Origin of the sequence: Arthrobacter sp. efr-133-R2A-63, assembly GCF_030209795.1 — a bacterium.
Taxonomy (GTDB): domain Bacteria; phylum Actinomycetota; class Actinomycetes; order Actinomycetales; family Micrococcaceae; genus Arthrobacter; species Arthrobacter bambusae_A.
Window position 1 is genome coordinate 57120 of the sequence record NZ_JARVRG010000010.1, and the last position, 19979, is coordinate 77098.

General features: G+C 64.6%; 16 protein-coding genes and 1 riboswitch. Of the genes, 15 read left to right on the forward strand and 1 reads right to left on the reverse strand.

The window, feature by feature from the left end; translation table 11 throughout:
• Positions 1–125 precede the first annotated feature (125 nt).
• The 4 genes from ileS to ndk are packed head-to-tail and all read left to right on the forward strand — an operon-like array spanning position 126 to position 5742.
• Positions 126–3455, forward strand: coding sequence for an isoleucine--tRNA ligase (gene ileS, locus QRN45_RS05455; protein ID WP_284762591.1), 3330 nt, complete (start codon positions 126–128; stop codon positions 3453–3455).
• Positions 3456–3458: 3 nt separating this feature from the next.
• A complete protein-coding gene (locus QRN45_RS05460) occupies positions 3459–4820 on the forward strand; it encodes a bifunctional folylpolyglutamate synthase/dihydrofolate synthase (protein WP_284762592.1) in 1362 nt (453 codons plus the stop codon).
• Between the two features lie 2 nt (positions 4821–4822).
• On the forward strand, positions 4823–5269 hold the full coding sequence (locus tag QRN45_RS05465; RefSeq protein WP_078108679.1) for a DUF4233 domain-containing protein: 447 nt from the start codon (positions 4823–4825) through the stop codon (positions 5267–5269).
• Positions 5270–5322: 53 nt separating this feature from the next.
• Positions 5323–5742: a nucleoside-diphosphate kinase gene (gene ndk, locus QRN45_RS05470; protein ID WP_284762593.1), complete on the forward strand. Its 420-nt coding sequence runs from the start codon at positions 5323–5325 to the stop codon at positions 5740–5742.
• A gap of 99 nt (positions 5743–5841) precedes the next feature.
• On the opposite strand, the gene QRN45_RS05475 is transcribed toward ndk, so the two are convergent.
• The gene (locus tag QRN45_RS05475; RefSeq protein ID WP_284762594.1) at positions 5842–6537 is read right to left on the reverse strand and encodes a vitamin K epoxide reductase family protein; all 696 of its coding nucleotides are present in this window, start codon (positions 6535–6537) and stop codon (positions 5842–5844) included.
• Between the two features lie 469 nt (positions 6538–7006).
• On the opposite strand from QRN45_RS05475, the gene QRN45_RS05480 reads away from it, so the two are divergent.
• From QRN45_RS05480 to rsfS, 11 genes are all read left to right on the forward strand, one after another.
• Positions 7007–10159, forward strand: a complete 3153-nt coding sequence (locus QRN45_RS05480; RefSeq protein WP_284762595.1) for an Rne/Rng family ribonuclease — start codon at positions 7007–7009, stop codon at positions 10157–10159.
• A gap of 146 nt (positions 10160–10305) precedes the next feature.
• Positions 10306–10402, forward strand: a riboswitch (TPP riboswitch).
• Positions 10394–11914 (forward strand): bifunctional hydroxymethylpyrimidine kinase/phosphomethylpyrimidine kinase, encoded by a 1521-nt coding sequence (gene thiD / locus QRN45_RS05485; protein WP_284762596.1) that lies wholly within the window; start codon positions 10394–10396, stop codon positions 11912–11914. (Overlaps the previous riboswitch by 9 nt.)
• A gap of 421 nt (positions 11915–12335) precedes the next feature.
• Positions 12336–12644: a 50S ribosomal protein L21 gene (gene rplU / locus QRN45_RS05490; RefSeq protein ID WP_028267456.1), complete on the forward strand. Its 309-nt coding sequence runs from the start codon at positions 12336–12338 to the stop codon at positions 12642–12644.
• A gap of 60 nt (positions 12645–12704) precedes the next feature.
• Positions 12705–12968, forward strand: coding sequence for a 50S ribosomal protein L27 (gene rpmA, locus QRN45_RS05495; RefSeq protein ID WP_003803426.1), 264 nt, complete (start codon positions 12705–12707; stop codon positions 12966–12968).
• 143 nt (positions 12969–13111) lie between these two features.
• Complete coding sequence (obgE, locus tag QRN45_RS05500) at positions 13112–14701, forward strand: GTPase ObgE (protein ID WP_241709875.1); 1590 nt, start codon at positions 13112–13114, stop codon at positions 14699–14701.
• Positions 14691–15881: a glutamate 5-kinase gene (gene proB / locus QRN45_RS05505; protein WP_284762597.1), complete on the forward strand. Its 1191-nt coding sequence runs from the start codon at positions 14691–14693 to the stop codon at positions 15879–15881. Before obgE ends, proB begins: the two co-directional genes overlap by 11 nt.
• Entirely contained in the window at positions 15878–17248 is a 1371-nt protein-coding gene (locus QRN45_RS05510; RefSeq protein WP_284762598.1) for a glutamate-5-semialdehyde dehydrogenase, read from the forward strand. The genes proB and QRN45_RS05510 overlap by 4 nt, the downstream gene beginning before the upstream one ends.
• A gap of 79 nt (positions 17249–17327) precedes the next feature.
• Positions 17328–17561, forward strand: coding sequence for a hypothetical protein (locus QRN45_RS05515; RefSeq protein WP_078108687.1), 234 nt, complete (start codon positions 17328–17330; stop codon positions 17559–17561).
• A 46-nt stretch (positions 17562–17607) separates the two neighbouring features.
• Complete coding sequence (gene nadD, locus QRN45_RS05520; protein ID WP_284762599.1) at positions 17608–18237, forward strand: nicotinate-nucleotide adenylyltransferase; 630 nt, start codon at positions 17608–17610, stop codon at positions 18235–18237.
• Positions 18238–18244: 7 nt separating this feature from the next.
• Complete coding sequence (locus tag QRN45_RS05525) at positions 18245–19483, forward strand: hypothetical protein (RefSeq protein ID WP_284762600.1); 1239 nt, start codon at positions 18245–18247, stop codon at positions 19481–19483.
• Between the two features lie 63 nt (positions 19484–19546).
• Positions 19547–19945 (forward strand): ribosome silencing factor, encoded by a 399-nt coding sequence (gene rsfS / locus QRN45_RS05530; RefSeq protein ID WP_059389355.1) that lies wholly within the window; start codon positions 19547–19549, stop codon positions 19943–19945.
• The last annotated feature ends 34 nt before the right edge of the window (positions 19946–19979 follow it).

Sequence of the window (19979 nt, forward strand, 5' to 3'; positions counted from 1 at the left end):
GCAGCACCAGCGGCGGTAAGTGAGGTGGTACCGCGGTACCGGCGCTGTTGGAAACAACGCAGCTGGCGCCGTCCTCGCATCCTGAATGAAACTTTGTGTTCACCGGCTCAACCCAGGATGAAGAGATGACGTATTACCCCAAGGCCTCCACAACTCCGTCCGGCACCTCACGAGGGGTGTCCGCCTCCGTGAAGTTCCCGGAGATCGAAGAGCGCATCCTCAAGTACTGGGATGAAGACGGCACCTTCCAAGCCAGCATCGACAACCGCAGCGCCGATCTGCCCGGCGGGCACCCCGGCAGCAACGAGTTCGTCTTCTACGACGGTCCTCCTTTCGCCAACGGGCTGCCCCACTACGGCCACCTCCTGACCGGCTACGCCAAGGATCTGGTGGGCCGCTACCAGACCCAGCGCGGCAAGCGCGTGGAGCGGCGCTTCGGTTGGGATACCCACGGCCTGCCCGCTGAACTCGAAGCAATGAAGCAACTGGGCATGACGGACAAGACCCAGATCGAAGCGATGGGCATCGACAAGTTCAACGACGCCTGCCGTGCCTCCGTCATGAAATACGCGGACGAATGGAAGAGCTACGTCACGCGGCAGGCACGCTGGGTGGACTTCGACAACGACTACAAGACCCTCAACGTCGAGTACATGGAGTCTGTCCTGTGGGCCTTCAAGCAGCTCCACGAGAAGGGCCTCACCTACAACGGGTACCGCGTCCTGCCGTACTGCTGGAAGGACGAGACGCCGCTGTCCAACCATGAGCTGCGCATGGATGACGACGTCTACAAGAACCGCCAGGACCAGACCGTCACGGTGACCTTCCCCATCAAGGCAGGGGAGACCGAGCTCTCCAAGTCCCTGGCCGGCGTGCAGGCGCTCGCGTGGACCACGACCCCCTGGACCCTGCCCACCAACCTGGCGCTCGCCGTCGGGCCGGACATCTCTTACGCGGTGGTTCCTGCCGGTCCCAACGGGATCAAGGCCGCCTCCGCGGAGGCTCCGGTGACGGGCAGCTTCCTGCTGGCCGCCGATCTGCTCGGCAGCTACGCGAAGGACCTGGGGTACGACGACGGCGCCGCCGCACTTTCTGCCGTCACGGCCAGTTACACGGGCACCGAGTTGGCCGGACTGGAGTACGAGCCGCTGTGGGACTACTTCTCCGACACCGAGAAATACGGCACCCAGAACGGCTGGCGTTTCCTCGTGGCGGACTACGTCACCACCACGGACGGTACGGGCATCGTCCACCAGGCCCCGGCCTACGGTGAAGACGACCAGAAAGTCTGTGAGGACGCCGGTATCCCCGTGGTCCTTTCCGTCGACGAAGGCGCCAAGTTCCTCCACCTGTTCGCGCACGGACCCCTCGCCGAAATCTCCGGGCTGCAGGTGTTCGATGCCAACAAGCCGATCACGCAGGCACTGCGTTCCGGCGGGCGTTTGGTTCGACAGGCCAGCTACGAGCACAGCTACCCGCATTGCTGGCGTTGCCGCAACCCTTTGATCTACCGCGCCGTGTCCTCGTGGTATGTGGAGGTCACCAAGTTCAAGGACCGGATGTCCGAACTGAACCAGGAGATCAACTGGATCCCCGGCAACGTCAAGGACGGACAGTTCGGCAAGTGGCTGGCCAACGCCCGTGACTGGTCCATCAGCCGCAACCGCTACTGGGGCTCGCCCATCCCGGTGTGGCAGTCCGATGACCCCGAGTACCCGCGCACGGACGTTTACGGCTCCCTCGCCGAGATGGAGGCCGATTTCGGCCGCCTGCCGGTGAACAACGACGGCCAGGTTGACCTGCACCGCCCGTTCATCGACGAACTGACCCGGCCCAACCCTGACGACCCGCGCGCTCCTGAAGAGGGCCAGTCCACCATGCGCCGGGTGGAGGACGTCCTGGACGTCTGGTTCGACTCGGGTTCCATGCCCTACGGCCAGGTGCACTATCCGTTCCAGAACGAGGAATGGTTCGAGACCCACAACCCTGCCGACTTCATCGTCGAGTACATCGGGCAGACCCGCGGCTGGTTCTACATGCTGCACATCCTGTCCACGGCGCTCTTCGACCGGCCGGCCTTCCGCAATGTGATCAGCCACGGCATCGTGCTGGGCTCCGACGGACAGAAGATGTCCAAGAGCCTGCGCAACTACCCGGACGTTTCCGAGGTCCTTGACCGCGACGGCTCCGACGCCATGCGCTGGTTCCTGATGTCCAGTCCCATCCTGCGTGGCGGCAACCTCGTGGTCACCGAACAGGGAATCCGCGACGGCGTCCGCCAAGTCATCCTGCCGCTGTGGAATGTCTACAGCTTCTTCACGCTGTACACGAACGCTTCCCACGCAGTGGATGGGACAGCCGCCGGTTATGACGCCAAGCTGCGCTACGACGGCTACACGGACACAATGGACCAGTACTTGCTGGCAAACACCGGCGACCTCGTCCGCAACATCACCTCCAGCCTGGACGCATACGACATTTCCGGGGCTTGCGATGAACTGCGCAGCTACTTGGACATGCTCACCAACTGGTACGTGCGCCGCAGCCGGCAGCGCTTCTTCGACGAGAACACCGACGCCTTCGACGCCCTCTACACGGCACTCGAGGCAGTCTGCCGTGTCTCGGCATCGTTGCTTCCCCTGGTTTCCGAGGAGATCTGGCGTGGCCTGACCGGAGGGCGTTCCGTGCATCTGGCTGACTGGCCCGAGGCCTCGTTGTTCCCGGCAAATCCGGAACTCGTCGAGGCCATGGACCGGGTCCAGCAGATCTGCTCCACCGGTTCCAGCCTGCGCAAGGCCGCCAACCTTCGCGTTCGCCTGCCGCTGCAGGAACTCACGGTGGTGGCACCCGGTGCCGATGCGCTGGAAGGGTTCGCCGCCGTCGTCGCGGATGAACTGAACCTGCGGTCCGTCCGCCTCCTCGACGCGGCTACAGCGTCGCCGGAGGAATTCGGTATCGAGCAGAAACTCGTGGTCAATGCCCGCGCGGCAGGTCCGCGGCTGGGCAAGAACGTCCAGCAGGCCATCAAGGGTTCCAAGTCCGGCGACTGGTCTGTTTCCGATGCAGGAGTGGTCACGGCAGGAGGCCTCGAGCTGGAACCGCAGGAGTACACGCTCGAGACCGTCGTCGCGGAATCCGCTGACGGTTCCTCCGCGGCCGTCGCTGTCCTTCCGGGGGGTGGCTTCGTGGTCCTGAACACCGAGGTGACTCCGGAATTGGCTGCCGAAGGGCTGGCCCGGGACATGGTCCGCGCCATCCAGCAGGCCCGCAAGGACGCAGGACTTAATGTCAGCGACCGCATCCACACCACGGTCCTGGCCGTCCACGACGTCGTTGATGCCTTGCGCGCCAATGAAGAGCTGGTCAAGACCGAAACCCTGTCCCTCAAGCTCGACCCCGTCGTCTCCGGCGACGCCGCCGAGCCGCAGATCACCGTTACCAGGATCGAGGCCTAGTACATGAGCGACGAATTCTCCGTAGAAAGCGTCTACGCCGAACTCCTCGGCCGCGCCCCGGAAAACAAAATGGAGCCGCGCCTGGCGCCCCTGTACCGGGCCATGGATGTACTGGGGGAGCCCAACAAGGCGTTCCCGATCATCCACATCACGGGCACCAATGGCAAGACGTCCACCGCCCGCATGATCGAGGCGGGGCTTCGTGCCCACGGCTTGAGCACGGGCCGCTACACGAGTCCGCACCTGTCCAAGGTCACCGAGCGCATCAGCATCGACGGCGAGCCGGTTTCGGACGAGACCTTTGTCCGGATCTGGGACGAGATCCGTCCGTACCTCGAAATCGTGGACAAGGAACTCGAGGCCGACGGCCAGCCCCGGCTCACGTACTTCGAGTGCCTGACCATCCTGGGCTTCGCGGTCTTCGCTGACCAGCCTGTCAATGTCGCTGTCATCGAGGTGGGCCTGGGCGGCATCACCGATGCCACGAATGTGGGCGACGGACAGGTTTCCGTGGTGACGCCGATTTCGCTCGACCACACGGATCTCCTCGGCGACACCACCGAGGACATCGCCCACGAGAAGGCCGGAATCATCAAGCCCGGCGGCTTCCTGATCAGCGCGGCCCAGCCCGTGGACGCCGCCCAGGTGCTCCTGGAGAAGGCGCGCGAGGTGGGGGTGCCGTTCCGCTTCGAAGGTGTCGAGTTCGGGGTCGAGTCCCGTAGCGTCGCCGTCGGGGGCCAAGTGCTCACCATCCAGGGGCTCGCGGGCCGCTATGAGGACCTGCTGCTGCCGTTGCACGGCGCCCACCAGGCCGAGAACGCGGCAGTCGCCGTCGCGGCACTGGAGGCCTTCTTCGGCGGAGGCGAGAAGGAACTCGACGGCGACGTCCTGCGCGAGGCTTTCGGAAACGTCACCTCGCCCGGCCGTCTTGAGGTGGTGCGCACCGCTCCTACGATCATCGTGGATGCCGCCCACAACCCTGACGGCATCCGCGTCTCTGCCGAGGCAATCGAAGAGGCCTTCAGCTTCAGCAAACTCGTGGTGGTCCTCGGGGTCCTGAAGGAAAAGGACGCGGAAGAAATCCTGCGGCAGCTCAAGGAATCCCTGGGCGGACTGGCAGAAGAGTTCTGTTTCACGCAGTCCAGCTCGCCGCGGGCGATCCCGGCCGCGCAGCTGGCCGATCTCGCCGTCGACCTTGGCTTCGGAGCGGACAACGTCCACATTGCCGAGAAGCTGGATGACGCGATCGAGTGGGCCGTGGAGCGTGCCGAAGCCAATGATGATTTGGCCGGCGGCGTGCTCGTCACGGGTTCCATCACCGTGGTGGCGGAAGCCCGCATGCTCCTCGGGAAGGTAGGTTCCTGAGCATGGCCAAACTCACCAAAGCCCAGCGTGAATGGCGGCCCGGGATGCCCAAGAAGCGCCGCTCCACCAAGGTGATGTTCGCCTCGACCGTGCTGCTTTTGGAGGCCTTCGTCGCGTTCTTCGCCACCTTGGCTGTCTTCGGACTGAAACGTGGAGAGCCGGCGCTGGTGCTGGGCTTCGGCATCACCCTGAGCGTCGTGCTGATCCTGGCGTGTGCCGTGCTCAGCAGGCCGTGGGGCATCGGCCTCGGCTGGGTAATGCAGCTGGTCTTGATTCTCTCCGGCTTCGTCGAGCCCACGATGTTCGTGGTGGGAGTCCTCTTCGCCGCCTGCTGGTGGTACGGCATCCGTGCCGGGATGAGGATCGACCGCGAGAATGCCCAGCGTGATCGTGAGCAAGCCGAATGGGACGCTTCGCACGGGGAAGACTCCGCCGGGCAATCCGCCTGAGCGAAACCCCGTAAACTGGCTGGGAAACCCACACATCCAACATTGGAGCAACCGTGAGCATTGAGCGCACCCTTGTACTGATCAAGCCCGACGGCGTCGCCCGCAACTTGAGCGGCAACATCCTCGCCCGCATCGAGTCCAAGGGATACTCCCTGGTCGAATTGAAGAAGGTCAACGCCACCCGCGATCTGCTGGAGCAGCACTACGAAGAGCACCTGGGCAAGCCGTTCTACGAGCCGCTGGTCGAATTCATGCTCAGCGGCCCGGTTGTCGCCGCCATCTTCGAGGGTCACCGCGTGATCGAAGGCTTCCGTTCCCTTGCGGGAACCACGGACCCGACGACGGCGGCGCCCGGCACCATCCGTGGCGACTTCGGCCGTGACTGGGGCCTGGCTGTGCAGCAGAACCTGGTCCACGGTTCCGATTCGGTGGATTCCGCCGAGCGCGAGATCAAGATCTGGTTCGGCGCGTAGTTTCCCACCACGCCAACGAACAACGCGGGGTCACTTACGGTCCATCCGGAGGTCCGGAATGGGCCGTAAGTGACCCCGCGTTAGTTAAGGGATAAGTGCTCAGTAACCCGAAGTGCCGATGAAGACATTGATGAAGGAAAAGAAAATGCTCGCGATCACGGCAACGTAGAGCAGCGCGGAAATGATCCAACCGGATTCGGCGAGGATCTTCGCCAGGCCTGCCGGCGCTGGAATGACCCCGTGCGCCACGTTCCTGATGGTCACGAAGACGAAGAGCGGGATCATGCATGCCCACACCACCATGCAGAACGGGCACAGGATGTGAATGACATACAGTGCCTGGGACCATAGCCAGACGATGAAGATGAAGCCCAGTGTGACGCCGGTCTGGAGTCCGATCCAGTACCAGCGGGCGAACTTGGCCCCCGCAAAGATTGCCATGGCCGTGGTGATGATCACGGCGAAGGCGACAATGCCGATGAACATATTGGGGAAACCGAAAACCGAACTCTGCGGTGTCTTCATGACGCTGCCGCACGATACCCACGGATTGAGGTCGCAGGCCGTTACGTGGTTCGGGTCGATGAGGACCTGCAGCTTTTCCAGCACGAGCGCCCCGGATGCAAGCCACGCGATGGCGCCGGTGGCGAGCAATAGCCACGCAAAGGGGCGGTCGCGGACCATGCGCGGAAATGCGGAGTCCGCGGCGTTCTTCCCTGCAGGGGTTTTCGCGTTCTCCTGCCGGAGGGATCGGGCATCGTTGTTGGCCAGGTTCGGGCTGGCGGGGCTCGGCATGGTTGGCTGTCCTTTTCTGGGAGGCCCGGCGCGGAACCGGGGAGTGCTCTTGGGAGGATTCTAGCCGCGCCGGCTGGAGGGCGCGTCCAGCGAGGGCGACGGCACGGAAGGTTTCAGGGCGTGCTTCCTGCCGGGAGTGCGGGCGTGTGAGAGAATGAACATGGCCGGAAGCCGATCCACATGCGGAATCCGGTCCGGTATCTTGTTCCCAAGACCGCCAGTCATATGCAGGGCATGCCCAGGATCCAATGATCCCCGGAAGCGCCGCAGTGGCAATGGACGGCACCTGGTTGTGTTTTTAGAACAACGGGTTTGGAGCGAAGCCGGCTTTCCGTGGATGCCGCACCCCCATGCTGGTGCGAACCGGAAAGAACACTACTGACTTCTGTCAACGCCTGCGGGTTTTGACAATATTGCCCCTCTGGGCACCGGATGTGGCGGTTGCGCAAGGGCAGGAGTGTTGCCACATATGGATAATGAGCAAGTTGTAGCCGCCGCCGAAGATGCGGCGTCCGCCGAGACCACTGAAGCACCCAAGAAGGTCACCCGCACCCGCCGCAAGGCGGCACCGAAGACGGTCGCTGCGGACGCAACCCCCGACGTCGGAGCTGCCGCCACCGTTGAGCCGCTCGCTGCGGACGCAACCCCCGACGCCGGAGCTGCCGCAGCCACCGTTGAGCCGCTCGCCGAGTCGGCGGACACCGTTGAGCCCAAGGCCCCTGTCCGGCGCAGCAGGTCTCGCAAGAAGGTCGAAACTCCGGAACCGTTGCCTGGTTTCGCCGAAGACGCTTCCACCGGTGGCGGCGAGGCACCGGATGCTGCCGTCGTCGTACCTGAAGTAGCCGCAGAGGCCGAAGCCGCACCGGAAAAGCCGGCCCGTCGTCGTCGTACCACGAAAGCCAAGAGCACCGAGCCCGTTGCCGAAGAAGCAGTGGTCGAAGCTCCGGTTGCGGAGGTTGTGCCCGAGGAAGCAAGTGAGGAAACCGCTGGGGAGCCGGCCGTCGAGGCGGAATCCGCAAGTCCGATCGCTTCGCTGTTCCTGGAACCCGGCTCCGTTACGTCCATGATCTTCCAGGCGCCGGACTTGAGCGCAGTCGCCCGTCCGGCCGTCGTCGAAGAAGAACCGCGGGCCGAGGCCGAGGAAGTCTCCGAGGACAACGAACTGGACGAATCCGGAAGCCGCCGTCGGCGTCGCAGCCGGGGCCGTCGTGGACGCCGGGGCACCGAGCGTGATGAAGCCGCGGGAGAAGAAACCGCCGCGGAATCCGAGGACGAGGCAGAAGCCGGTACCGAGGATGTCCTCGAAGAAGGCGTGACTTCCCGCCGTCGCCGGCGCCGTCGCCGTGGCGATCAGGACCTGGAACTGACAGGTGGGGGAGACGACGATCCCCCCAACACGGTCACCCGTGTCCGCGCTCCGCGCCCGCATGTTGAGTCCACCAGCAGCTCGGACCGCGTCACGAGCGTCAAGGGCTCCACCCGCCTTGAAGCCAAGAAGCAGCGCCGCCGCGAGTCCCGCGAGACCGGCCGCCGCCGCCAGGTCATCACCGAGGCCGAATTCCTGGCCCGCCGTGAGTCCGTCGACCGCCAGATGATCGTTCGCCAGCGCGACGACAGGATCCAGATTGGTGTCCTCGAAGACGGCGTGCTCGCGGAGCACTTCGTGTCGAAGACACAGCAGGACTCCCTCATCGGCAACGTCTACCTGGGCAAGGTCCAGAACGTGCTGCCGTCGATGGAAGCGGCATTCGTCGATATCGGACGCGGCCGCAACGCAGTGCTCTACGCCGGCGAAGTCAACTGGGATGCCGTCACCCTGGAAGGCAAACCGCGCCGCATTGAAAACGCGCTGAAATCAGGCGATTCCGTGCTGGTCCAGGTGACCAAGGACCCCGTGGGCCACAAGGGCGCGCGCCTGACGAGCCAGATTTCCCTTCCCGGCCGCTACCTCGTGTACGTGCCGGGCGGGTCAATGACGGGAATTTCCCGCAAGCTGCCCGACGTCGAGCGCAACCGCCTGAAGAAGATCCTCAAGGATCGCCTCCCGGAGAACGCGGGCGTCATTGTCCGCACGGCCGCCGAGGGTGCATCCGAGGAAGAGCTGACGCACGATATCAACCGCTTGCGGGCCCAGTGGGAAGGCATCGAAAGCCAGTCCACGTCCACCAAGATCCTGGCCCCGGAGCTCCTGTACGGCGAACCGGACCTCACCATCAAGGTTGTCCGCGACGTCTTCAACGAGGACTTCTCCAAGCTGATCGTCTCCGGCGACGAAGCCTGGGACACCATCGAGGCCTATGTCACGTACGTGGCGCCGGATCTGGTGGGACGCCTTGAGAAGTGGACCTCGGACCAGGACATTTTCTCGGCATGGCGCGTGGACGAACAGATCCACAAGGCGCTGGAACGCAAGGTCTTCCTGCCCTCCGGCGGTTCGCTCGTGATCGACCGCACCGAGGCCATGACCGTTGTGGACGTCAACACCGGGAAGTTCACCGGCAGCGGTGGCAACCTCGAGGAAACCGTCACCAAGAACAACCTTGAGGCTGCCGAGGAAGTGGTGCGCCAGCTGCGCTTGCGCGACATCGGCGGAATCATCGTCATCGACTTCATCGACATGGTCCTTGAATCCAACCGCGACCTCGTATTGCGTCGCCTCGTCGAGTGCCTCGGCCGGGACCGCACCAAGCACCAGGTCGCCGAAGTGACGTCGCTTGGCTTGGTCCAGATGACCCGCAAGCGCATGGGCACCGGGCTGCTCGAGGTCTTCGGCGAGCAGTGCGAGACATGCGCAGGGCGCGGAATCGTCACGCACGACGAGCCTGTCGAGCACCGTCGGGCCAACGTGGTGGCAGCTGAACACCACCACCCACGCACTGAGTCACAGCCGGCCGTCCGCCCGGAGCAGCGCAAGCGCCGCCGCGGCAGGGGCGCCGGCCAGGGAACTGCCGAACTCCCGGTCACGCCTCCGGCGCCGGTCCACACGGTCGAATCCACCGATCCGAACCGGCAGGCAGCCACCCGCGCCGCACTTGCCACCATCGCGGCGGCAGCCCACGCTGCCCACCTGCACGACGACGAGCTCCACCACGCGGCGGAATTGCTCGCTGACGGGCACGTAGCCGAAGCAACTCCCGCAACCCCGGCCGCCCCGGCTCCTGCCGCTGCATCGGGTGGCGAGGAGCGTTCGAAGCCTGTGCTGCGGTTCGGCGGCGAGGAAGTGGCCCTGCCCTTCGTCCACCACGAGGAAGAGCCAGCGAGCGGCGCCCCTGCGATGAGCCTGGATCTGTTGGCTCAGGCGTTCGCGGGACTAGGGGAGGCGCCCGGCACGGTCCCGGCAGCCGCGGAAGCCCAGGAATCCCCGGCAGAGGCCCGCGCGGGCGTTGCGAGCGGTGAATCCCCGGACTCGGGCTCGCGTGGACGCCGAGGCCGCCGCAACCGCAGTGCCAGCCGTGCCCAGGGTGCAGCCAACGCCACCAACGTGGAGCACCACGAGGTCGCTGTGGCTGCCTCCGGCGGGGCAGCGCACGAGGCCAAGGCACCGGACGCTGCACCGGCCAAGTCGACGCCGGCAGCGGAACCGATCATTCTCGGAGTCGGCGTGCCCAAGTCCCAGCTCTAGGCGCAATACCCTGCAGGGGCCCCGGCCGTTCCACTCTCGTGGAAACGGCCGGGACTTCTGCGTTTCCGGCTGTTTCACCTGGCCCCCGCACGCCCCGGTTGCATTGGGCGATTTCAGCGGGCGGGGTGTGATCCGGGTTAAGCTAGGGGACTGACACGGGGTGCCGCGCACCAAGCCGGCTGAGACCAAACCCGTTGAACCTGTCCGGTTAGCACCGGCGAAGGGATGTCTCGCATGACTGTTTCGGCGCAATCGGCCGTCTACCCGCTCAAGGCTGTCCAGAACCATATCCCCAGGGTCCTCAGCATCGCCGGCTCGGATCCCTCGGGTGGTGCCGGGATCCAAGCCGACCTGAAGAGCATTGCGGCCAACGGCGGCTACGGCATGGCCGTCATCACGGCGCTCACCGTACAAAACACGCAAGGAGTCACTGCCGTCCATGTGCCTCCCGTGGAGTTCCTGCGCCAGCAATTGGATGCCATCAGCGACGACATCACGGTCGATGCCGTCAAAATCGGCATGCTCGGGGACGCGGCGGTCATCCACGAAGTCCGCCGCTGGCTCGGCGGGGCGCGTCCCGCCGTCGTCGTGCTGGATCCGGTGATGATCGCCACCAGTGGAGACCGGCTCCTCGCGGAATCCGCTGAAACCGCACTGCGGGAGCTGCTGCCCCTCGCCGACTTGGTGACCCCCAACCTTCCCGAATTGGCCATGCTGCTTGGCGAAGCTGAGGCGACTGACTGGGCATCGGCGCTGGAGCAGGGCAAGCGACTGGCAGCTGCCTGCGGAAACACCGTCCTGGTGAAGGGCGGCCATCTGCAGGGAGCGGGCTGCCCCGATGCCCTGGTCAACACCGGGGGAGTCCTGAGCCAGGACGTGGTGGAATTCGCCGGCCAACGTGTGGAGACCCGCAACAGCCACGGCACGGGATGTTCCCTGTCGTCGGCGATGGCGACGGCCAAGGCGCGGCTCGGCGATTGGGAATCTGCACTGCGCGCGGTCAAGCCTTGGCTACAGGAGGCCCTGACCCAGTCCGAGGTGCTGGAAGTGGGGAAGGGCAACGGGCCGATCCATCATTTCCACGTGCTCCAGCAAGAGCTGCAGCCAGGGGATTTCGCCGTCCGGATGTGGGACGCCGCCCAAACGGAACTTGCGGCCATTTATGGCCTGGACTTCATCCAGCACTTGCAAACCGGTGGCCTCGGCGAAGCGCAGTTCAGCTACTACCTGTCCCAGGATGCCATCTATCTCAACGGCTATTCGAGGGTCCTGGCCAGGGCAAGCGCCCTTGCCCCCAGCGAAAACGAACAGCTGTTCTGGGCCCGCGGCTCGCAGATGTGCCTTGAAGTCGAGTCCGAGCTCCATCGGAAGTGGCTCAGCGGACGGCAGGTAAGCGGAAAGCAGGGCCCCGTCACCAAGGCCTACGTGGACCACTTGCTCGCGGCGTCGGCGTCGGGCAGCTATGCCGTGCTGTTGGCTGCCGTGCTGCCCTGCTACTGGTTGTACGCCGAGGTGGGACAGCAGCTCCACCATGGCTACCTTCAGGCCGGAGCGTCGGACGAGCACCCATATGCGGACTGGCTGCGTACTTACGCGGACGAGGCGTTCGCCGAGGCCACCCGCAAGGCGATCGACATCACGGATGCCGCCGCACGGGCCGCTTCTCCTGCCGAGCGCACGGCCATGATGGAGGTATTCTCCGAATCCTGCCGCTATGAAACTGCGTTCTTTGATGCCCCAAGGCTGCATGGCTGAACCCGTTTCCTGGTGTGGAAGGACGGGATGGCGGGGCCATTCCGTCGGACGCCGCAGCGTGTCGGCGTGAGGATCCGGGATTTTCCCGGTCGGCAGGGTAAGGTGGACGGGCACGGTACCGGATGGCGGCATAGCCAGTCTGTGGCAGCCATCACGTGGCGGCCTCCGGACCTGGCCTCATTTGCAGCCGAAGGCGAAACTAGCGTAATCTAGATCTTCGGTGCTTACGCCAACACTTGGGTTATGCCCCTAGAGACCTTTCATGTGGAATTGACATTTCACGTGGATTTGTTCGAGGGATGACTCATGGATTCCGTAACGGAGTCCACGGCGTTGAGGCACAGCGTGAACCAGGCCCGTTTTCGGATCGGGGTTCCGCACGCAAATTTAGTAATAAACGTCGAGAGAAGTGAGTGCCCAAGTGGTGTACGCGATTGTCCGCGCAGGCGGCCGCCAAGAAAAGGTTTCCGTTGGAGACTACGTAACCCTGAACCGCGTCCCCGGTGGAGCCGGCAGCACCCTTGAGCTGCCCGCACTGCTCCTGGTGGACGGTGACAAGGTCACCTCCGCTGCTGCGGATCTGGCCAAGGTCAAGGTTACGGCTGAGATCCTCGAAGACCTCCGTGGTCCGAAGATCGTCATCCAGAAGTTCAAGAACAAGACCGGCTACAAGAAGCGCCAGGGTCACCGTCAAGAACTGACCAAGATCAAGATCACCGGTATCAAGTAACCACTGGTTGCTGTTCAGGTTTTCAACAGATTCCCCAGACTTTAAAGGCAGGCATTTCAAATGGCACATAAAAAAGGCGCGAGCTCCACTCGCAACGGTCGTGACTCCAACGCCCAGTACCTCGGCGTGAAGCGCTTCGGCGGCCAGGTCGTTTCCGCAGGCGAAATCATCGTCCGCCAGCGCGGCACCCACTTCCACCCGGGCGCCGGTGTCGGCCGCGGTGGCGACGACACCCTGTTCGCCCTGCAGGCAGGTGCGGTTGAGTTCGGTACTCGCCGTGGCCGTCGCGTAGTGAACATCGTTGCTGCTGCAGCTGCAGAGTAATAACACGTTCTGAACGGGTGGAGCGGGCCGTATGGCCCGCTCCACCTGTCTTTTTAACCGCACTAGAATTTACTAGGGCGGGCGGCGGCGCATGAGCCCGCAACGCGCATTCAAGCAGTAATTTCCACAAAGAGGAGAAACACGTGGCGACCTTCGTAGACCGGGTAGTACTTCACGTATCCGGCGGAACAGGCGGCCACGGCTGTGTCTCTGTTAAGCGCGAGAAGTTCAAGCCGCTCGGCGGACCCGACGGCGGCAACGGCGGCAATGGCGGCGACGTCATCCTGCGCGTCGATGCCCAGACCACCACTTTGCTTGATTACCACCACGCTCCGCACCGCCACGCGACCAACGGCGGTCCCGGCATGGGCGACTGGCGCGGTGGCAAGAACGGTGAAACCCTTGTGCTTCCGGTCCCGGACGGCACCGTGGTCAAGACCAAGGACGGCGTCGTCCTCGCCGACCTCGTCGGTGAAGGCACCGAGTTCGTCGCCGCCGCAGGCGGCATGGGCGGCCTCGGTAACTCGTCGTTGTCTTCCCAGAAGCGCAGGGCACCCGGTTTCGCCCTCCTCGGTATCGAAGGCGAGTCCAGCGACATCGTCCTGGAACTGAAGTCCATTGCGGACATCGCACTGGTTGGCTTCCCCTCCGCAGGCAAGTCGAGCCTCGTTGCGGCGATGTCGGCGGCTCGGCCCAAGATCGCCGACTATCCGTTCACGACCCTGATCCCCAACCTTGGCGTGGTCCAGGCCGGTGACGTCCGGTTCACCATCGCCGACGTTCCCGGATTGATCGAAGGCGCGAGCGAGGGCAAGGGCCTCGGCCACAACTTCCTGCGCCACGTAGAGCGTTGCGCGGCGTTGGTACACGTGCTGGACTGCGGAACCTTGGAAGCGGACAGGGACCCGCTCTCCGATCTCGCGATCATCGAGCAAGAGCTGGACAAGTACGCCGTGGACATGAGCTACGCCGGCGTTGACGGCGAAGTTGTCCCTTTGAACGAGCGCCCCAAGCTTGTGGTCCTCAACAAAGTGGACCTGCCTGACGGTCGGGACATGGCCGAGTTCGTCCGTCCCGAACTGGAACAGCGGGGCTACCGCGTCTTCGAAGTCTCCGCTACGAGCCATGAAGGCTTGCGCCAATTGAGCTTCGCCATGGGTGAGATCGTCATGGCCGCCCGCAAGGCCGTTGCCATTGCGCCTCCCAAGGTCGCAGCGCCCGTTCTCCGCCCGCGTGCAGTCAATGAGTCCGGCTTCACGATCCGCCGCGAGGAAAAGAACCTCGAGCCGCTCTTCCGGGTATTGGGGGAGAAGCCTGTCCGCTGGGTCAAGCAGACCGACTTCACCAACGAGGAAGCCATCGGCTACCTGGCCGATCGCCTGGCCAAGCTCGGCATCGAAAACGAGTTGTTCAAGATGGGTGCCGTCCCGGGCGACACCGTGGTGATCGGCGAAGAGGACGGCGTCGTCTTCGACTGGGAGCCCACCATGATGGCAGGTGCCGAACTCCTGGCGACGCCTCGAGGCACCGACATCCGTGTTGCCGACATCGGCGACCGTCCCACCCGTTCGCAGAAGCGGGACGAGCAGATCGAACGCCGCGAGGCCAAGGCTGCCGCACGGGCCGAGCTCGAAGCCGAGCGGAAGGCGGGCATCTGGACCGAGTCCGTCAGCGGACGTCGTCTGCCCAAGCCCCTGAAGGAAAGCGGCCTGGAAGCCGAAAATGACGACTAGCACGGCCCGCATCGCTGAAGCCGCTACGGGCGACGACACGACAGAACGCCAGGCCCTGGCCGGCGCCAAGCGGATCGTCGTCAAAGTGGGTTCGTCCTCGCTGACCAGCATCAAGGGCGGCATCTCGGAGAAAGCGCTGACGGCCCTCGTCCACGCCCTCGCTGAGAAGCGCAATTCCGGGACGGAGATCATCCTGGTCTCTTCCGGTGCCATCGCGGCGGGCCTCGCGCCGCTCGGCCTCGCCAAGCGTCCCAAGGACCTCGCCACGCAGCAGGCTGCGGCCAGTGTGGGCCAAGGGCTTTTGATGGCGCGCTATTCGCAGGCGTTTGCGGCACACGGGGTCACGGTAAGCCAGGTCCTGTTGACGGCGGATGACCTGATGCGCCGCACGCAGCACAGCAACGCCTACCGGGCGCTGGACCGTCTGCTGAACCTCGGCGTCGTGCCCGTCGTGAACGAAAACGACACCGTGGCTACGCACGAAATCCGCTTCGGTGACAACGATCGCCTGGCCGCTTTGGTGGCGCACCTTGTGCGGGCTGACGCGCTGGTCCTGCTTTCCGACGTCGACGCCTTGTATGACGGTCCGCCGTCGTTGGGCGCCAAGCGGATTCCGCTCGTCACCGGTCCCGCCGACCTCGACGGCGTGACCATCGGCAAGGCCGGCAAAGCCGGCGTCGGAACCGGCGGCATGACCACCAAGGTGGAGGCTGCGTCGATCGCCGCAGGTTCCGGCATTCACGCCCTCGTCACGTCCACGGCCAATGCCGCAGCGGCACTGGCTGGCGCGGACGTGGGCACGTGGTTCGCCATCAACGGAAACCGCAAGCCGGTGCGCCTGCTGTGGCTGGCCCACCTCGCTTCGGTCCGCGGCCGTTTGCTGCTCGACGACGGCGCCGTCCGGGCCGTGCGCGACCGTCACACCTCGTTGCTGCCCGCCGGAATATCGTCGGTGCAGGGAGACTTCGAGCCCGGTGATCCCGTCGAGATGGTTTCCGCCGAAGGCGCAGTGATTGCCCGGGGCCTGGTGAACTATTCCGCTGAAGAGCTTCCCCGCATGCTTGGCCGCTCGACCAAGGAGCTCGCCAAGGACCTTGGCCGCGGATATGACCGCGTAGTTGTTCATGTTGACGACCTCGTACTGGTTCAGCAGCCCCGCTCCACTAAACTTGGAGAATGACTGAGGCCCTTACCCCTGATTCTCCTGTGATGACTGACACCCTGGCTTCCGGCAATGCCGGCCAGGTGCCGGAAACCCCGGAGCTGGGAACCGCGCCGCTCACGCCCGAGCAGGTGGAAGCGGCCGTGCATTCCATTGCGGACCGTTCGCGTCAGGCCGCGCGGCGCATGGCCCAGGCGAACCGTGCCTGGAAGGACCGTGCGTTGCATGCCATCGGCGCAGCCCTCCGGGAACAGCAAGCGTCAATCCTCGCCGCCAACGCCAAGGATGTCGAGTCCGGCCGCAACAACGGAACCTCCGCTGCCATGCTGGACCGTTTGACGCTGACTCCTGCGCGCATCGACGGACTTGTGGCGGCGCTTGAGAACCTTGCCGGCCTGCCGGATCCCGTGGGCAACGTCGTCCGGGGCCAGACCCTCCCCAACGGACTGCGCTTGCGCCAGGTCAACGTGCCGATGGGCGTGGTCGCAGCGATCTACGAGGCCCGCCCCAATGTCACTGTCGACATCGCCGGACTTGCCTTGAAGAGCGGCAATGCCGTGATCCTGCGCGGTGGATCGGCTGCCGCCCACACCAACGCAGCCCTTGTGACCATCCTCCGTGACGCGCTGGAATCCGTGGGCTTGCCGGCCGACGCCGTCCAGAGCGTGGACCAATTCGGCCGCGAGGGCGCCAATGTCCTGATGCGTGCCCGTGGCCGGGTGGACGTGCTGATTCCCCGTGGTGGGCGGGACCTGATTCAGACCGTGGTGAACAACTCTTCCGTGCCTGTCATTGAGACCGGCGAAGGCAATGTGCACATTTTTATCGACGAATCCGCCAGCGAAGAGATGGCCGTCGATATCCTGCTCAATGCCAAGACCCAGCGCCCCAGCGTGTGCAATACCGTGGAGACGCTCCTGGTGCACTCGAAATCCACGGTGCTGACGGCCGTCGCCACAGCTTTGCGGTCTGCTGGAGTCACCCTTCATGCCGACCCCCGGATTCAAGCGGCGCTGTCCGGTTCCGTGGAAACAGTCCCCGCAGACGACGTCGATTGGGCCACGGAATACATGGACCTTGACCTCGCCGTCGCCATGGTGGACAACCTGGATGAGGCAGTCGCGCACATCCGCAAATGGTCCACGGGCCACACGGAAGCCATCCTGACGAACAACCTGGCGAACGCCGAAAAGTTCATTGCGGACATCGACTCTGCGGCGGTCATCGTGAACGCTTCCACGCGTTTCACCGATGGAGGCGAGCTTGGCCTGGGTGCCGAGGTGGGAATCTCCACCCAGAAGCTGCACGCCCGCGGTCCCATGGGCCTCACGGAGTTGACCACCACGAAGTGGATCGTGCAGGGTGAAGGCCAGGTCCGGGGCTAGCGACGCTGTAACATAGAACAGAAGTCCTGGACGGTGGGAGGATCCGCCGTCGAAATCCTTTGAACCGCTAGGGGAGAAAATGCAGTTTCAGCAGATCGCCATTTCCATTCTCGCTCAAGGGGGCGAGAGTGAGGCCCCGGCGCCGTTGTGGGCTCCTCCTTTCGTCTTCGGCATCACCATTTTCTCCATCCTCCTGATCCTGATGTTCGTGGCGGTCTCCTACACGAACCTCGGCAACCGTCACGACGCCGTCGACGAGCACTCGGATCCGCACCGCCAGCACCCGGCCAAGCACCCAGGGCTGGGTCACTAACATTTCCGCCGCAAAACCCTTCGAGGAAACGGGGCGCCGGCATCGCTTGGGCGTGATGGGTGGGACCTTCGATCCCATCCACCACGGCCACTTGGTTGCTGCCAGTGAGGTTGCTGCCAAGTTCCGCTTGGACGAGGTGGTCTTCGTGCCCACCGGAGAGCCCTGGCAGAAATCGCACAAGCAGGTCAGCGAGGCCGAGCACCGGTACTTGATGACGGTCATTGCCACGGCCTCAAACCCCAATTTCACGGTGAGCCGGGTGGATGTGGACCGACCCGGTCCCACGTTCACCATCGACACCCTGCGTGATCTCCGGAAGCAGCGGCCGGACGCAGACCTGTTCTTCATTACTGGCGCGGATGCCCTGGCGCAGATCCTGTCCTGGAAAGACGTCGACGAGCTCTGGTCCTTGGCGCATTTTGTCGGCGTCACCAGGCCGGGCCATGTTCTTGATGGCATGGGCAGGGAGGACGTCAGTCTCTTGGAAGTGCCCGCCATGGCGATTTCCTCGACGGATTGCCGCGCCCGCGTGGGCGCAGGCAACCCGGTGTGGTACCTCGTACCTGACGGCGTAGTGCAGTACATCGCCAAATACAAGCTGTACTCGGGCGCACCCGGCATGGGGGAGCCCCTGCATGCTATGACCGGACCAGAACACCAAGCCCGTACCGAGTGAGTTTTGAATGAGCCAGGAACAACCCCCCATCCCTAGCCGGCGCGAGCTTCGGCGAGCCCGGGACGCACGCGTGGAAACCGGCGCACGTCCCGCGGTAGCCGAAGCCGGCACCACCGACGACGCCAACCATGCGTCCGGTGGCGCTTCGGTCAATCGGGTGCGCCGGGTGGCCGATGCTCCGCTCGACGCCAAACCCGCTTCGGAACGTTCTTCCCAGGCGCGCGCACGCGACCGCGCAGCCCTCCGTGCCATCAAGGAACTCGCGGATAAGGAACAGCAGCTTTCCCGCGGCGGTCCGCCCACGCGCCGTCAGTTGCGCTTGCAGCAGCTGCAGGAAGAAGTTGCCCCGGGAACCTCAGCGATCCCCGTTGTACCGGCACCAGGGTCCGGGCCGAGGACATCCAGCATCCCGGCCCAGGCTCCAGGCAAACAGCAGCCCGAACCGGATCGCAAAGGCGCATCGCCTGGCGGCGGTGTCCGCGTCACGGCAGGCCCGCCTCCCGGCGCCCCGGAAATGACCGTGGAGCAGGCCTTGATGGCCCGTGAGCTCCTCGCCGCCCAAGCGAACAATCAGACCAACAAGCTCGAGCAGATCGCGGCAATGGAATCCGCAGTGCAGAGGGTCCCGGCCGCTGAATCCGAGGCATCCGGAACCGACGCTGAGCCGGCGGATCCGGTTGTTTTGGCTGAGCAGATCGCCCAGGCCGAACGCGAGGCGATCCTCAACAAGAGGGCAATCGCCAAGCAGAAGCTTGCCGAGCAGAACAGCCGTCCTGCCCAGGCCCGTGCTGAACCTTCCGCGGCGAGCAACCTGGCCATGGTGACGCCCCTTGAGTTCGTGAAGGTTCCGGGACTCGATCGTCCCGTCATGAAGCCTCCCGGCACCACCTTTGTTCCCCTGGTGACCTCGCCTGCGCCGAAACTGAAGCCCGGGCAGTCGGCGTCGGGCAAGCCCCGCAGCCTGCGCGGCCGGGCAGGAGTCTTGGCGCGCGCCGAGGCCGCCGCGAAAGCGGCAGGCCGACGCCCGGCGTCGGACTCCGGATCGGACGGCCAGGCATTCGCGGAAGCGGCCGAACATCCGCCCGTTTCGGCAAGTTCGGCTTACGGACTTGAACCGCTCGACGCCGCGACGGCGGGACTTGGGCGCGCCCAGCGTACCCGGCTTCTGGTCCTGGGACTCGTTGGCATCGGAGCCATCGCCCTGATTGCGGGCATCATCATGATCACCAGCGGACTTTCCCGCTGACCACAACGGCTTTTGCCACCAAACAGGTTTCGTTCATTCTCGAAGCCGCATACAAGGAGTCCCGTGACTGCACATGAACAATCCGTCCTCTTGGCCCGCCACGCCGCCCGCGCGGCAGCGGACAAGCTGGCCGAGGACATCATCGCCCTGGATGTCAGCGAACGTCTGGCCCTCACTGACGTCTTCCTGATCGCATCGGCTCCGACCGAACGCCAGGTCAACGCCATCGTCGACGGCATCGAGGAAGAGCTGCTCAAGCAGGATCTCCGCCCGGTGCGCCGCGAAGGTCGTTCCGAGGGCCGCTGGGTCCTGTTGGATTACGCCGACATCGTGGTGCACGTCCAGCACTCCGAAGACCGGGTCTTCTACGCCCTGGAACGCCTGTGGAAAGACTGCCCGGTAGTGGACCTGGAGCTCGGCGACGATGCCTCCGCGAAGGCTCCCGCCGTCGAGGAATCCTAGGCTTTTAGGCGCAAACCAACTGAATATGCCCGAT